The 13,929-nt window shown below is 60.8% G+C and carries 9 protein-coding genes and 1 tRNA gene; 6 read left to right on the top strand and 4 right to left on the bottom strand.

Going from position 1 to position 13,929, the window contains the following annotated elements:
- Window positions 1-23: 23 nt before the first annotated feature.
- The 5 genes from M0H32_RS19135 (at window position 24) to M0H32_RS19115 (ending at window position 5,621) form a co-directional block, all read left to right on the top strand.
- The gene (locus tag M0H32_RS19135) at window positions 24-836 is read left to right on the top strand and encodes a ferredoxin--NADP reductase (protein WP_248156775.1); all 813 of its coding nucleotides are present in this window, start codon (window positions 24-26) and stop codon (window positions 834-836) included.
- 250 nt (window positions 837-1,086) lie between these two features.
- Entirely contained in the window at window positions 1,087-2,910 is a 1,824-nt protein-coding gene (locus M0H32_RS19130) for an N-acetylneuraminate synthase family protein (RefSeq protein WP_248156773.1), read from the top strand.
- A 50-nt stretch (window positions 2,911-2,960) separates the two neighbouring features.
- The gene (locus tag M0H32_RS19125) at window positions 2,961-3,992 is read left to right on the top strand and encodes a GDP-mannose 4,6-dehydratase (protein ID WP_248156772.1); all 1,032 of its coding nucleotides are present in this window, start codon (window positions 2,961-2,963) and stop codon (window positions 3,990-3,992) included.
- A gap of 16 nt (window positions 3,993-4,008) precedes the next feature.
- Window positions 4,009-4,701: an acylneuraminate cytidylyltransferase family protein gene (locus tag M0H32_RS19120; protein WP_248156771.1), complete on the top strand. Its 693-nt coding sequence runs from the start codon at window positions 4,009-4,011 to the stop codon at window positions 4,699-4,701.
- A gap of 41 nt (window positions 4,702-4,742) precedes the next feature.
- The gene (locus M0H32_RS19115; RefSeq protein ID WP_248156770.1) at window positions 4,743-5,621 is read left to right on the top strand and encodes a class I SAM-dependent methyltransferase; all 879 of its coding nucleotides are present in this window, start codon (window positions 4,743-4,745) and stop codon (window positions 5,619-5,621) included.
- Window positions 5,622-5,648: 27 nt separating this feature from the next.
- On the opposite strand, the gene M0H32_RS19110 is transcribed toward M0H32_RS19115, so the two are convergent.
- From M0H32_RS19110 to M0H32_RS19100, 3 genes are all read right to left on the bottom strand, one after another.
- On the bottom strand, window positions 5,649-7,505 hold the full coding sequence (locus tag M0H32_RS19110; RefSeq protein ID WP_248156769.1) for a tetratricopeptide repeat protein: 1,857 nt from the start codon (window positions 7,503-7,505) through the stop codon (window positions 5,649-5,651).
- A gap of 270 nt (window positions 7,506-7,775) precedes the next feature.
- A complete protein-coding gene (locus tag M0H32_RS19105; RefSeq protein WP_248156768.1) occupies window positions 7,776-10,763 on the bottom strand; it encodes a cytochrome P460 family protein in 2,988 nt (995 codons plus the stop codon).
- Between the two features lie 260 nt (window positions 10,764-11,023).
- Window positions 11,024-11,098 (bottom strand) — tRNA-Val (locus M0H32_RS19100).
- Window positions 11,099-11,240: 142 nt separating this feature from the next.
- On the opposite strand from M0H32_RS19100, the gene M0H32_RS19095 reads away from it, so the two are divergent.
- Window positions 11,241-13,202 (top strand): DUF4139 domain-containing protein, encoded by a 1,962-nt coding sequence (locus M0H32_RS19095; protein ID WP_248156766.1) that lies wholly within the window; start codon window positions 11,241-11,243, stop codon window positions 13,200-13,202.
- On the opposite strand, the gene gph is transcribed toward M0H32_RS19095, so the two are convergent.
- Window positions 13,189-13,866, bottom strand: a complete 678-nt coding sequence (gene gph / locus M0H32_RS19090) for a phosphoglycolate phosphatase (RefSeq protein WP_248156764.1) — start codon at window positions 13,864-13,866, stop codon at window positions 13,189-13,191. The genes M0H32_RS19095 and gph overlap by 14 nt on opposite strands.
- Window positions 13,867-13,929 lie beyond the last annotated feature (63 nt).

Below are 13,929 nucleotides of genomic sequence, written 5' to 3'. Positions count from 1 at the left end.
ACGACCTACGGACCCCGACCGAAATGAATGTACTTGCCAAACCTGCCGATCTCGAGGCTGCGGCTCCAGCCGGCGCTTTCGTGGAAGAAGTGAAATCCGTCCAGCATTACACGGACCGGCTGTTCCGCTTCCGCATGACGCGCCCCGCGAGCTTCCGGTTCCGCTCCGGTGAATTTGTCATGATCGGTCTGATGATCGACGGCAAGCCTCTGTACCGCGCCTATTCGATCGCCAGCCCTGCCTGGGACGAAGAGCTCGAGTTCTTTTCCATCAAGGTGCCGGACGGTCCGTTGACCTCCCACCTGCAGAAGATCCAGCCGGGCGACGCCGTCCTGATGAAGAAGAAGCCGACCGGAACGCTCGTCAACGACGCGCTGGTCCCGGGCAAGCGGGTCTACATGTTCTCCACCGGCACCGGCATCGCGCCCTTTGCCAGCCTGATTCGCGATCCGGACACCTATGAGAAGTTCGATCAGGTCATCCTGACCCATACGTGCCGTGAGGTTGCCGAGCTGAAATACGGCGAGGACCTGGTGCAGGAAACCATCAACGATCCGCTGATCGGCGAATTCGCCAAGGACAAGCTGGTCCACTACACCTCGGTCACCCGTGAGGACTTTCCGCGCCAGGGCCGGATCACCGACCTGATCAAGTCCGGCAAGCTGTTTGAGGACCTCGGTGTGCCGCCGCTCAACCCGGCGGTCGACCGGGGCATGATCTGCGGCTCCATGGACATGCTGCGCGACACCAAGGCACTGCTCGAAGAAGCGGGCCTCAACGAAGGGGCCAACAACAAACCGGCCGAATTCGTCGTCGAGCGGGCCTTCGTTGGCTGATCGAGCCGTTTCCAGGTAAAGAATCAGACAGGGCCGGGTCGTTCCGGCCCTTTTTCTTTGGCTGCCGCGACATGTACAAGACGGGCACATGGGGGCGTCGTGCCCGATTTTAATGCTGGACAGGTGCTTATCTGTGGACCGTGATCTCGATGAAGGGGGGATCAATATCAACTGCTTAGCGCTTGCAATAGTCTTGGCAACATGACTGCATGGACCCCTTCGATGGTCCTCAGACCCTGGGTTGCTCAAGATGAAGATTATTGCCGAGCTTGGCATCAACCACCGCGGATCGTCCGACGTTGCAGAACAGCTGATTGATATCGCCGCGGAGGCCGGCGCCTGGGCGGCAAAGTTCCAGTACCGCGCCAAGGAAGGATTCTATCAGGCGACGACCGAGATCGGCGACGAAATCCTCAGTCGCGAAATCGACGATTGTTACATTGCGCCGGAAACCGTCCTGCAGCTTGCCGGACGCATCCGCGACAAAGGCATGGCCGCCGGCATCAGCTTTTTCAAATTCGAGGACGCGGCCGATTTTGGTGACCGCATCCAGGACTTCGATTTCTTCAAGGTGCCGTCTGCGGAACTATTGAACGAGGAGCTGATCTTCGCCATGGCCGGCCTCGGGAAACCTCTGATCCTGAGCACGGGCGGGCACGGCGAAGACGACATTTTCCGGGCGCTCGAAGCAACCAGCTCCATTCCGGACATCACCTACCTGCACTGCATCTCCAATTATCCGGTGCTGCTCGGCAATCAGCAGATGCGCTTCATCCAGACGCTGCGGGAGAAGACCGATGCACCGGTCGGTTACTCCACGCACGACCAGGACTGGGAAGTCTGCCTGATCGCGGCGGCAAATGGCGCGACGGTGTTCGAGCGGCATCTGACCATGGACAAACACGGCCGCGGCATTGATGACAGTTCGAGCTCCGATCCGGAAGAATTCCGCCGCATGTGCAAACTGCTCAATGCCTATGAAACCGTTCAGGGAGCGGGCCGGCGAGAGATCAACCAGGGCGAACGCATCAACATGCAGAACCTCGGTTCGTCGCTCTATGCCAGCCGGGACATTGCTCCCGGGGAGGCGCTGACTGCGGCCAACACCGTGGTCAAGGCGCCGCGCAAGGGCCTGACCTGGGCGGATGTGAAGCGACGCGGCGAGGCCAAGGTCAAACGGGCCGTTCCGGCCGGGACCGCCATTGCCGAACTGCACTTCACGGAGGCCAAGGCGCCGCTTGAACAGGCGCTGGTGGATTTCTGCGACGACAAGCAATTGTCCATCCCCTTGCGGCTGCATGATGCCAAGGTGCTGCAGACACGGTTCCCGATCCGCAATAACGAGCTGCATCTGTCATATGAGGAAGTTGGTGCCTTTGGCAGCGGCATGGCGGAAAACCTCGCCCGGCTGGATCTGACACGGCACTATTCCATCCACATCCCAGACTACATCGACAGCAAGACACTCATCGATCCGCTGGCGGGGGACGAGCGCACCCGCGACGGCAGCCGGCAGATCATCACCACCTGCGTCGACCTGGCTCTCGAGCTGGAACGGACTACGGGGGCAGCGGTGCCGATTGTCGGCAGTTTTTCGCGTCTGCTACCGGAGGGAAAAAAGCTCACATACCAGCGCCTGCAGGAGTGCCTGGGCGAGATCGGTCGCAAGAGAGGCGCGCCGATCTATCCGCAATGGTTGCCGCGCATCGCCTGGTATTTCGGCGGTGCCGATGTGCTCGACATGTTCTGCGGCGAGGATGACATCGACATTGTCGTGGAGATCGGTATGGAACTCTGCCTGGACCTGTCGCACCTGATCCTGTCGGCCAATTATTCAAAGGCGGACTGGCGGAGCTGGTGCGAGCGGCTGATGCCGCTGGCACGGCACATCCATATCGCGGATGCCGTCGGGATTGACGGGGAAGGCATCGAGTTCGGCCAGGGCGATCTCGGCGATCCGGCGGCCTATCTCGACGGTCCGCAGCGCAAGGTGCTGGAAGTGTGGCAAGGACATTTGTCCGAAGGCGACGGCTTCGACAATGCCATCCGGCAGTTAGGCTCGTTGAACAATTAGGGTATGGTCGGGGTGCGAGTCGCACTTGACTGTCCGAACGGGAGAACAACATGGCAAAGGTGCTGATCACCGGGATCACCGGGCAGGATGGGGCGTTTCTGGCCCGGGCGTTGCTGGCGCGCGGTGACGAGGTCTGGGGGGCCATGCGCCGGGGATCCACCTCCAAGACTGGACGGCTGAAGGAGCTGGGCATTCGCGAGCAGGTTAAGTTCTGCACGCTCGAAGTGACCGAATTCGCCAATGTCCAGAACGTGCTCAACGAAATCCGGCCAGATTTCATCTTCAATTTGGCTGCCCAGAGTTTCGTCGCCGACAGTTTCCAGTTTCCCCATTACACGTCCGATGTGAACTACATGGGTGTTCTGAACATTCTGGAGGCCATGCGCCTCTTGAAGCTGGATGCCAGGCTCTACCAGGCCTCGACATCGGAAATGTATGGTGATGTCCTGGAGAAGCCGCAGTCGGAAAAGACGCCTTTCAACCCGCTCAGCCCCTATGCTGTGTCGAAACTGGCCGCGCATTCGCTCGTGGTGAATTACCGGCAGGCCTACAACATGTTCGCCACCTCCGGGATCCTGTTCAATCACGAATCCGAGCTGCGTGGCTATGAGTTCGTTACCCGCAAGATCACCAGCTGGCTGGCACGCACCAAATTGCAGAATGCCGAAGCCATGCCGCTCGGCAACCTGAGCAGCGTGCGCGACTGGGGCTATGCTCCGGAATACACAGACATGATGATCAAGATGCTCGACCACGACAAGCCGGACGATTTTGTAATCTCCACTAACACCGAATACACCGTCCGCGATTTCCTGTTCATGGCCGCGCAGGAGGTCGGCTTCGATCCGCATTCGGAAGGTGAGGGCCTTGAGGAAAAGGTCTATGACCGCAAGACAGGCCGGCTGATCGCCTTTGTCGACCCGCGCTATTTCCGCGCCTCCGATGTTGTCTATCTGCGCGGCGACAACACCAAGGCCCAGGAAATTCTTGGCTGGAAACCCGAGGTGCTGGCGCCCGAGATCGCCCGTCGCATGGCCATTTACGATCTTAAGAAGGCCGCTGTCGACATGCCTGGTCTTTAGGCCTGGGAGCGGTCTCATGAGCGGAAAAACGGTCGCGGTCATTCCGGCCCGGGGAGGCTCAAAGGGCATTCCGGGCAAGAACATCAAGCCGTTTCTCGGCCTGCCTTTGGTGGCGCATTCCATTCGTGCGGCAATGGCCGCCGAAACCGTGGACGAGGTTATCGTCTCCAGCGATGATGGCGCCATCCTGGAGACGGCTGTCGCATATGGCGCGATCGGGTTGAACCGGCCCTTGAACATCTCCGGAGACGAAGCATCCTCTGAATCTGCCCTGCTGCATGCGGTCGAGGCGCATACGGGCTGCGGCGCGGCGGAGACCCTGGTGATGCTGCAATGCACGTCGCCGCTGACAACGGCCGCAGAGATCGACCTGGTGGTTTCCGAGCGCGACAGGCTCAATGCCGATACCGCCTTTTCCGTAGTCGAGGTGCATGCGTTCCTGTGGCGGGTCGCGCCGGACGGAACCGGGATCGGCGTCAATCACGATGCCTCAAAGCCGCGCCAGCGTCGTCAGGACCGGCCCGAGGAATTCCGGGAAACCGGCGCTATCTATGCCTTCGGCAAAGCCGGGTTTTGCGAAGCGGGCCAGCGTTTCTTTGGCAGGAGCGTTCCCGTCGTTTTGCCGCAGGCGACCGAAATCGATTTGGATACGCCCCGAGACTGGATCGCGCTGGAAGCCTTTGCAAGGGCGTCGGGCCGGGCGTCCTGAGCCGAACCGCTTTTGAGACGCGTCCAAGGAAGCGAGCAGACATGACGAGCATATTTGAAACCTTGTCCGGGATCGGTGTGGCGGCGGAAGACAGCCGCGAAGTCTACGCGACGGCTACGAGAGACCGGGACGACGTCACGGTCTACCGGGACAGCCGCTCCGGCGTAATTTATATCGACGGCTTCTACGGCGGTGACGCTGTCTACGAGGACGGCAACTACCGGGACATCAATCTGGCAAAAACGGGATCGCGCGATTTTGAGATTACCCGGGACGCCGAGCGCCGTGCCGCTGCCTATATGCCTTTTGTCTGCGGTCGGGACATCGTCGATTTCGGTTGTGGCGACGGTGCCTTTTTAAGGACTGTCCGAGAGCGCACGGCCTCCTTTTGCGGTGTCGAACTGCAGCGCGATTATGTCAAGGCGCTGAACGGTGAAGGCATAGTCTGCCACACCTCACTGGACGCCCTCGACGATAGCAGCCTGGATACCGCCGTGAGCTTTCATGTGCTGGAGCATTTGCCGGAACCGCTGCCGATCCTGAGGGACATGCTCCGGGTCCTCAAACCCGGGGGAACCGCGGTTCTGGAAGTTCCACATGCCAATGATTTCCTGTTGAGCAAGCTTGATTGCACAGCGTTCAGGAAATTCACGCTCTGGAGCCAGCACCTCGTTCTGCATACCCGCGACAGCCTGAGCAGATTGCTTTCGGCCGCAGGATTTGAAGGGATCGTGATCGAGGGGGTTCAGCGATATCCATTGTCCAACCATCTGGCCTGGCTGTCTTCGAAAAAGCCCGGCGGGCACAAGTCGGCGCTGGCGGCCATCGATACCGCTGTTTTGACAGAGGCGTATGAAGCTGCGCTCAACAGGATCGATGCGACAGATACGCTTGTTGCGATTGCCCGGAAACCTGTTTGAAGAAGTCTGCCTAAACGCTGGAAAACGCTAAAGTTCCAGCCGCTTGTTCCGGCGATCAGGCGACCAGTCCTCTAGTTGACGGTCCATTTCCTTAATGATTTCGGGAACGAATTCTGCACAGGGGCGGTCCGTGTAGGGATGCATGTAGGTCACGGAGCGATACCAGGGCGGGTTGTCCTGACCAAGATTGAGGACCGCCTCCTGCTGTCCGAAACGGATGGTGGGAACGTCTATCAGGCCGGCCATATCCGCAACACTGGTATTGGCTGAGACGACAAAGTCGCAACAGGCAGTCAGCGCGGCAGCGCCAAGCAGGTCGTCGAACAGATCGACATCCTCGAAGTAATTGAACTTTTCCGGGAATTTCTCCCGGAAGAAGGCGATTTCCTTGTCCACGGCCTTGTATTGCAGATTGACGAAGATCGCGTCCTTTGAGGCCAGGACCGGTGCAATTCCGGGCGCGGACAGATAATAGCGGGCGCGGTTGGGCGCGAGGTTTTTCGAGCGCCAGGAAAAGCCGATCACCGGCTTGTCTTCATACCCTTCAAGGCGCTCCAGGTAGGACCTTGCACGTTCTTTTTCGAAGGAGAAAACCGGGAAGGGGCCTTGTTTGAAGGAGTCGAGGTCCGGCCGGAAGAAGTCGACCAGGTCCGTGATGTTGGCATGCAGGTCGTAGTCCGACAGCGTCGCATGCAGGTCCTTGTCCATATGCGACTTTCGGCAAAGAGTTTGCGGAAACGAATACTGGAAGAATTTCGCGCCCTTTTCCGACAGCTCGACAATTACCCTGCCGGCGCGGTCAATCAACTCCGGCAACATGGTCCCTGCGCGCAGGGCATCGCCCAGGCCCTGATCGGTCCACACCAGCACAGTCTTGTCGGAGATGTCCTCCCCTTGCCACGCCGGTACGTCAAATTTCCGGTCGTGAACCTTGGCGGCTTTGTCCTCGAAACGGGCTTTGTGGAGCGCCCAGCCGTTTTTCAGGTCGCCATTCGACAGATAGGCCAGCGACAGGTTCCAATCGACCGTCTTGTTGTCCACCGGCGCATGTTTCTTGGCCAGTTTCAGGGTTTCCAGAGACTCCTTGGCCTGCCGGTTCATAAGATAGGAGACCCCGAGCGTGATCGCCTTGTGGTAATTGGTCGGGTCCGACTTGTACGATCGCTCGGCATATTCAACGCTCTTGCGGGCTTCGTTCATGCTGAACAGCAGACGGGCCGCTTCATGCTCGACATCACTGTTTCCGGGAAAGCGTTCCAGTGCCTCGGTAAGTTCGTATTGCGATGGTTCGTATTGCTTCAGCTTCAGGCGGGCCCGTGCCCGCTGAATGTGATTGTTGACGTTGTTCGGCTCTAGCATGATGGCCTTGGTGAAGAAGTTCACCGCATGCTCCGCCTGTCCGGCATCCATCAGCAGCATGCCGAAATTCTGGTAGGCATCCACATAGTCGGGAAAATCGACTATCAGCCCCTGGAACAGGTACTCCGCTTCCTGGTATTCACCCTTCTTGGTGAGGGCGATCCCCTTGATGTTTCTTGCTTCCCGTTCCTGCGGGCTCAAGGAAAGCGCCTTGTTGCTGAGCGCCAGCAGCGTATCCGGTTCTGCCCCGAGATCCATCATGGCGCGGGCAAGGTTGGTGTAGAATGTGGCCTCGCCGGGATTGGCGGCAATAGCCCGCTGTATGAATTCGATCGCCCTCTTGGGAAAGCCCAGTTGCCGGTAGCTGACACCTAGCAGGTTCAGTGCGTCGGGATGGTTTGGAACCTTCTTGAGCACCTGCTGGTAGCACCGCTGCGCCTTCTCGATCTCGCCGGCCTTTTGATGGTTCACGCCCTTGAGGAGTTTCTCGAGAACCTTTTTCTGAGGAGCGGTCTGGATGGCCATAACGTCTCTGCTTCTAGGGGAATCACCGGGCGAGAATATCAGGATAGTGCCGGTTTGGCAGGCGCTCGGACCTGAAAACGGCAATCGTCTGGGGATTGGTGCTCTTCATGCCAAACGTCTTCATGGCGATCACAACCGCCTCCGCAGGGCCCTGGCCCGGCGCAGACTCGCCCGCAGGCTCCTGGCTGCGATCTGAAAGGAGCTGATCCTTCGCGGTTGAATATGCGCCTAAAGCCGTCGTTTGCCCGCGCCAGCCGCGGGCCCGGCGTCCTATTGCAGCGACGCCGAAGCCGAAGCGGTCTTGAGTTTCCAGTCCTCGATCAGCGTGCCCTCGGTCTTGAGGCGGCTCGCGAGATAGTAGAGCCGCCGTGTTGCCGGCCCTTCGGGCGCCAGTTCGAAGCGCTGTTTCAGGTAATAGGGCGGGATCGCCTGTGAATAGAGCGTCGCGCTTACCGTGACCTCGGCCGGGTCGGTCCCCTCTGGCAGCGTGATCCGGTATTCCAGCCGGTCGGAGCCCGCAACAAAATCCGGATCCTTCGCGGCGCGGCCTTCCGGGACGGTCGCCTTCATGAAGGCGACCGTGACCTCGCTGTCACCGAACTTTGCCTTGAAGGCGTCGCTGCCCGGGGTGAGGGTGCCGCGCGGGGTCAGGCGGTTGTCCTTCGGATGATAGTCGCGATGTACAAAGCTTGTGGTGAACTTCTTCTCCGCGTTCTGGGTCAGCTCCTCATAGATCTGAACCTGGCTCTGGTCGGTGATGACATTGTAATGTGGCTGATAAAGCGCAGTTGTCGCGCCCGCCGGCACCACATCCAGGAACTCGGTCTTGAGCGGGGTGCCGGTCGCATCCACAATCACGCCCGCGCCATTGGTGCAACCGGAACACCACAGCACCTTGCCGTCGGCGCCGGTGGCGCGCACTTCCAGGAAGGCGCGGCGGAAACCGACGCCGGAAGGCAGCCGGTGGCCGGTCTTGTTGCTCACCTGAACCGCGGCGACGAGACTGTCATACCCGGTGCTCAGGTCCAGCGTGATATCCGCCGTTTCCTCTGCCGCCTGCAGGGCCATCGTATCGATGGCCAGCTGCGCACCGTTGGTCGCATAGGTCATCGGGTCCGTCAGGCTCATGCCCATCTCTGCGCTGAACTGGCGCAGCATCTCGACCATGAAGACATTAAGACCGACATAATTGTGCCGCTTGTAACCTTCGCGGAATGGCACATCGAGATCCTCCGACGGCAGGCGGTTGGCCACATCCGGCAGGGTGTCGTCCTGAATGGACGCGATCTGGGTGGTGATTGCCGGCACGTTCAAGCTGCCGTCGACGCTCTTGAAGTCCGACTTCATGTGGCAGCTCTGGCAGGTTCTCTTCGTAGCCTCTTCGCTGAAGACGCTGTTTTGCCATTCCAGATAGGTTGCCTGTTCGACCGAGTGCTGGAACTTCGACAGCGGTTCGGAATAGGTCACGCCGAACTCGGATTTCAGAAAGGCGGCGGCGTTGCGTCCGGCCTGGTTGAAGACCTCCTGATCCGCTGCGGTATAGCCTTCCAGGGGCACATTCGGGTCGGCATCCACGTTCGGCAGGTTGATCGTGTGGCAAGTGCCGCAGACCTCGCTGTCCTTGATGTAGCCGTCATGCACCGGGGTGATGCCCATGGCATTTTGCATCGGCACCGGGCGCACGTCCTCATAGGGGCCGATCAGCTTGTCGGCCTCGTTCAGGCGGAAAACGCCGGTTGTCCCGTTCATCAGGAACGTGTCGAGCGTGTTGTAGTCCGGCTGGCCCTCGGCGCGCTGTGGTGGCGCGATATGGTGGCAGACCGCGCAGGAAATGCCTTCGCGCGCCAGGTTGCCATAGCTGTGATAGGGGAAGGTGCCGTCGGCCTTCTGTTTTTCCTCTTCCTCTTTGGTGAGAGGGGCGTGCAGCAGGGTATAGGCGACCTTGAAGTTGTTGGCATCAAGGCCCGCATTCGGGTCGGCATGCGCATCGATCTGCAGCTGCCGCTGCCCCATTGCGCCGTGGCAGGAGAGGCAGGTCGTGCCGAGATTGCTGGTAAGATCGCCCGCGCCGGCTTTCTCAAGCAGCGCGAATTCGCTCTCGAGCTGGGCAAAGAAGATCGGATCGCGTCCGGCCAGGCCCATGGGCGACCAGCGCCACTCGCCATATTCGGAGATGTTGAAGCCGTCGCCGTAATTCGGGCCCGTCTGCAGGAACATGGTGTTGCCATAGGGCGGGCCGCCAAGGCCACCGTGGCAGCCAAGGCAATTGTCCGATGTCAGGAAATGCTGGGGCTTGCCTGGACGGGAGGGGACATGGTCGAGCCACAGGCTCGGCAGGGTCTGAACCTCGCCCGCCGGCACCGCGATGCCGCCGGTCGGTGGAAAGGTCTTGGCAAATTCCGGATTGATGTCCCGCGAGGAGGGCGCCGTCGCGGCGTTGGACCGGTCGAACGCATCGTCATTATGGAAGAGGTCCTCGATCAGCGTCGCCTCGCTGGCGCCCGCAGCCGGACGCTGCACGGCCGGCAGGTTGAAGGGACCGGGCGGGAAGTCTTTCATGTCGCGCCAGCTTTCATCGACACGAAAGATGAGCGGGTCGCCGTCATACCCCTCGATATTGTCGAGGGAGGAGAAGGTCAGCTGGTTCTCGGCGGAGGCGTGGCAACGCATGCAGGTGCCGATGCCGGCCTGACCGGACGCGGGGGAATAGGGCGGATTGAACGAATCCACTTCCGCCGACGGTTCCACCGAAGCAAAGAACCAACCTCCATGGGAGACGGAACTGTCTTTCACCATGACGGTCCAGTTGAGCCCGCCGGTCTTGTAGAGGAAGGCCAGCATCTCGCTTTCGACCTTCGCGGGATCGTCCGGGTGCAGCACTTCCAGCAAGCGCCGGTATTCCACGTAACGGGCCGCGGGAGCGCCGACCATTTCCTTGACGATCATGGCACCGTCGGGAACCGTGCCTTTGCGACCGCCCTCGAGCCAGTCGATCATCCCCGGCGAATAGTAGATCCGTACGGCCGGGTGGGTGCCGTAATTGGTGGACAGCAGAAAAGGTCCGGTGTCGCGCCAGCGCTTGTCGTGTTTCCAGCCGTCCTTGGCAAAGGTGCGCGCGGCGACAAACGGATAGAGCTTGGCCTCATAGTCCAGAAGCGGCAATTCGGAGGGAAGCGGCAGGCCGGAGGCTCCGGACTGGGCACAGGCGGCGCTCACGGAGCAGAGCATCAGGAACGCGGCGGCACAGGAACGGAACATCGGCGGGACCTCCGGAAATTTGGGGTCCGGGAAGTCTGCATGCTTGGGTTGTGTCTGGCAAGGCGCGCAATGCCACCAATTGGGAGCTACTCGACAGACGGTTAACCTCAGGCCGGGGAGAAACACCGTGTCGCCGGCGGGGCCGGTAGCCGGGCGGCCACAGACCCCTGTCGATTGTGCGGATGCGCCAGATCCTGTTGAGACGCGAACAGGGTCCACCGTCCCGGATCGGGAATTACTGATTCAGAAAATCGAGGAAATGGTGGGCGATACTGGGATTGAACCAGTGACCCCTCCCGTGTGAAGGGAGTGCTCTCCCGCTGAGCTAATCGCCCTCGCAATCGCGTGGTGAGCGGCTGTCTACGGGATAGGGTGCGTCTTGGCAAGTCCTTTTTGTCAGCAGTCATCTGCGCTTTCCACAAAAGGCCGTATTTTGGGCGGACGATCCCGCAACCTGTTTTCCTTGGAGTGATTTGAATGCTTTTCCGTTCGTCTTCTGCCCTTTTTCTCTGCCTGATGACCACCACGTCGGCCCTGAGTGCCGACAACGGTCCGATCACCTCGATCACCCTGTCCTCGGGCGGACTCGCCGAGATCGTGCGCAAGGCCGACATCGACAGCACCGGCCTGATCAACATGACCGTGCCGCTCGATCAGGTGAACGATGTCCTGAAGAGCATTGTCGTGTTCGATCAGGCCGGCGTGGTCGAGGGCATCACCCTGCCGGGACCCAATCCTCTTGCCGAAACCTTCAAGAACCTGCCGTTTTCGGTCGACGACCTGCAGTCGCCGGCTAGGCTACTGTCGGCGCTGCAGGGCACCAGGGTGAGGCTGGACAGGGCCGGATCGTCGGTGGAAGGACTGGTGCTTGGTGTTTCCGCGCGCGATCAGGGTGACAAGGGCCAGGCCTTCGTAGTCTCCGTCCTGAGCGAGGACCGGATCACCGGGGTCGAGCTCAGCGCCGACACGGAAATTACGTTCCTCGACGAGGATATCAGGCAGAAGGTGGCGAGAGCCCTGGCTGCGGTTGGCACCGGCAAGGCGGATGGCGCCCGCACCGTGGCGCTGAAGGTGGGCGGGGAGGGCGCGCGCGAAGTCGCTGTCTCCTATGTGGTGCCTGCACCAATCTGGAAGACCGCCTACCGTGTGGTGACCATGGCCGACGACAAGGCGCGCCTGCAGGCCTGGGCCGTTCTGGAAAACGCCAGCGGCGAGGATTGGGAGAATGTCGAGGTGACGCTCTCCTCCGGCGCGCCGGTGACGCTGAAGCAGCGCCTGCACGACCTTTACTGGAAACAGCGCCGGGAAGTGCCCATTGACGTCTCTGAAGGTTATGTGCCGCCGACCGACACCGGCGCCGAACCGGTGTTCGATGTCGCCGAAAGCGAAGCATATATTGGCGGCGCGTCCCGCCTCGCTGCCCTGGCGGCTCCGGCGGCCACGCCGCAGCCGCGAGAGCGCAGGATGTCGAATGCCAATGTCGGCGAGGCGGTCGAGGGCGCGGTCACAGCGTCCTTCACCTTGCCCTGGCCGGTGAGCCTGGAAAGCGGCGAGACCCTGTCCGCGCCGATCGTCGACAAGGTCGTTTCCGCAGAGACCGTTTCGGTCTATCAGCCCGAAAGCGGCCTCTCGCACCCGATCGCGGCGATCCTGATCGACAACGAGACCGATACCAGCCTGCCGAAGGGCATCCTAACGGTCTATGACGAACAGGAAGGTTATGTCGGCGATGCCCAGATCAACGGCATGCCGTCGGGCGAAAGCCGGATGGCGAGCTTTGCCACGGACAAGAAGGTCCGAATCGCGCAGGACACCACCGGCGACAACCAGATCGTTTCGATCAAGGTCCATGACGGCGTCTTGACGGCAAGTGTGCGCGAACGCTCGTCAACGCGTTATGCCATCAAGGGCGCGCCGGACGGCGAACGCACGGTGATCATCGAACATGCCAAGCGCCCTGGCTGGCAGTTCTCGTCCGGCAACGAGATGGACAGCACCGTCAGCCATCACCGGCTGCGCGTCGAAGTCGCCGCGGGCGCGACTGAGACGGTCACGGCCCTGCATGAGCGCACCCTCTCGGAGACCTATGCGCTGATGTCGACCGACGCCAACAAGCTCCTCTATCTGTCCCTGCGCTCGCCGGACAAGGCGGTGGCGGCAAAACTGAAGAGACTGTCGGAGCTGCAAAACGAGATCACCCAGATTGAGCGCCAGATGCAGCAGCTTCGCCTGAAAAAGGACGAGGAAACCAACGATCAAGAGCGCCACCGGGCGAACCTGGCGGCGATCGAACCGGGCGCGGACCTTTACAAGCGCGCGGCGCGCAAGCTGGCAGACTCCGAGACCCGCATCGAGGACATCGAGACGGAGATCGCGGCGCTCAACGAAAGGCGTCTCGAAATCCGTGAAACCCTCGGTGACGCGATCAGGACGTTCTGACCGGCTCCGAGAGTTCGGCAACCGCATTGGCAAGCTCGTCGTAATGCGAAATGACCCGGTCCGGGCCAAGCTCCCGGACGGGCACCGGCGTATAGCCGAAATCAACCGCGACAACGGGTATGCCTGCATTGCGGGCGGCATCGATGTCGGTGACGCTGTCGCCGACCATGATCGAGCCCTTGACCTGCCCACCGGCGCGCTCGATGGCCCCGAGAAGCGGTTCGGCATGCGGTTTGGCCTTTGCGTAAGTGTCGCCGCCGACGACGGCGTCGAAATGCCGGGCAAGATCGAGCGTGGCCAGCAGCGGCAGCGTCAGCCGTTCCGACTTGTTGGTGCACACAGCGAGTTTCCAGCCCTCTTGCCGAAAGCGTTCCAGCGCCGGGACGACGCCGTCGAATGGCCGCGTATGTACCGCGATATTGGCGGCGTAATGCTCCAGAAATGCCTGATAGAGCGTCGCGATCATCTCGTCCGTCCAGGCGACCTTGTTGAAGTCGAGCGCGCGCTTTAGCAGTACCTTCGCGCCGAGCCCGACCATATTGGCGACATGGTCCTGCGGGACGGCCTCATAACCCGCATCGGTCATGATGACATTGAGCGTGGCCACGAGGTCTTCCATGGATGACACCAGAGTGCCGTCCAGATCGAACACCAAAACGGACATGATTTCTCCTTGCGGACGGAATGGGCGGATCCTGCCTAGCCGGATCCGAGATCTGCCGCAAGC

The organism is Roseibium sediminicola, assembly GCF_023156505.1.
GTDB classification, from domain to species: Bacteria; Pseudomonadota; Alphaproteobacteria; order Rhizobiales; family Stappiaceae; genus Roseibium; species Roseibium sediminicola.
This window is presented reverse-complemented; position numbering and strand designations above follow the sequence as displayed.

Coding starts and splice junctions, on each gene's coding strand:
- gph (WP_248156764.1), bottom strand. CDS start 13,866: ATGTCCGTTTTGGTGTTCGATCTGGACGGCACTCTGGTGTCATCCATG.
- M0H32_RS19125 (WP_248156772.1), top strand. CDS start 2,961: ATGGCAAAGGTGCTGATCACCGGGATCACCGGGCAGGATGGGGCGTTT.
- M0H32_RS19115 (WP_248156770.1), top strand. CDS start 4,743: ATGACGAGCATATTTGAAACCTTGTCCGGGATCGGTGTGGCGGCGGAA.
- M0H32_RS19135 (WP_248156775.1), top strand. CDS start 24: ATGAATGTACTTGCCAAACCTGCCGATCTCGAGGCTGCGGCTCCAGCC.
- M0H32_RS19095 (WP_248156766.1), top strand. CDS start 11,241: ATGCTTTTCCGTTCGTCTTCTGCCCTTTTTCTCTGCCTGATGACCACC.
- M0H32_RS19110 (WP_248156769.1), bottom strand. CDS start 7,505: ATGGCCATCCAGACCGCTCCTCAGAAAAAGGTTCTCGAGAAACTCCTC.
- M0H32_RS19120 (WP_248156771.1), top strand. CDS start 4,009: ATGAGCGGAAAAACGGTCGCGGTCATTCCGGCCCGGGGAGGCTCAAAG.
- M0H32_RS19130 (WP_248156773.1), top strand. CDS start 1,087: ATGAAGATTATTGCCGAGCTTGGCATCAACCACCGCGGATCGTCCGAC.
- M0H32_RS19105 (WP_248156768.1), bottom strand. CDS start 10,763: ATGTTCCGTTCCTGTGCCGCCGCGTTCCTGATGCTCTGCTCCGTGAGC.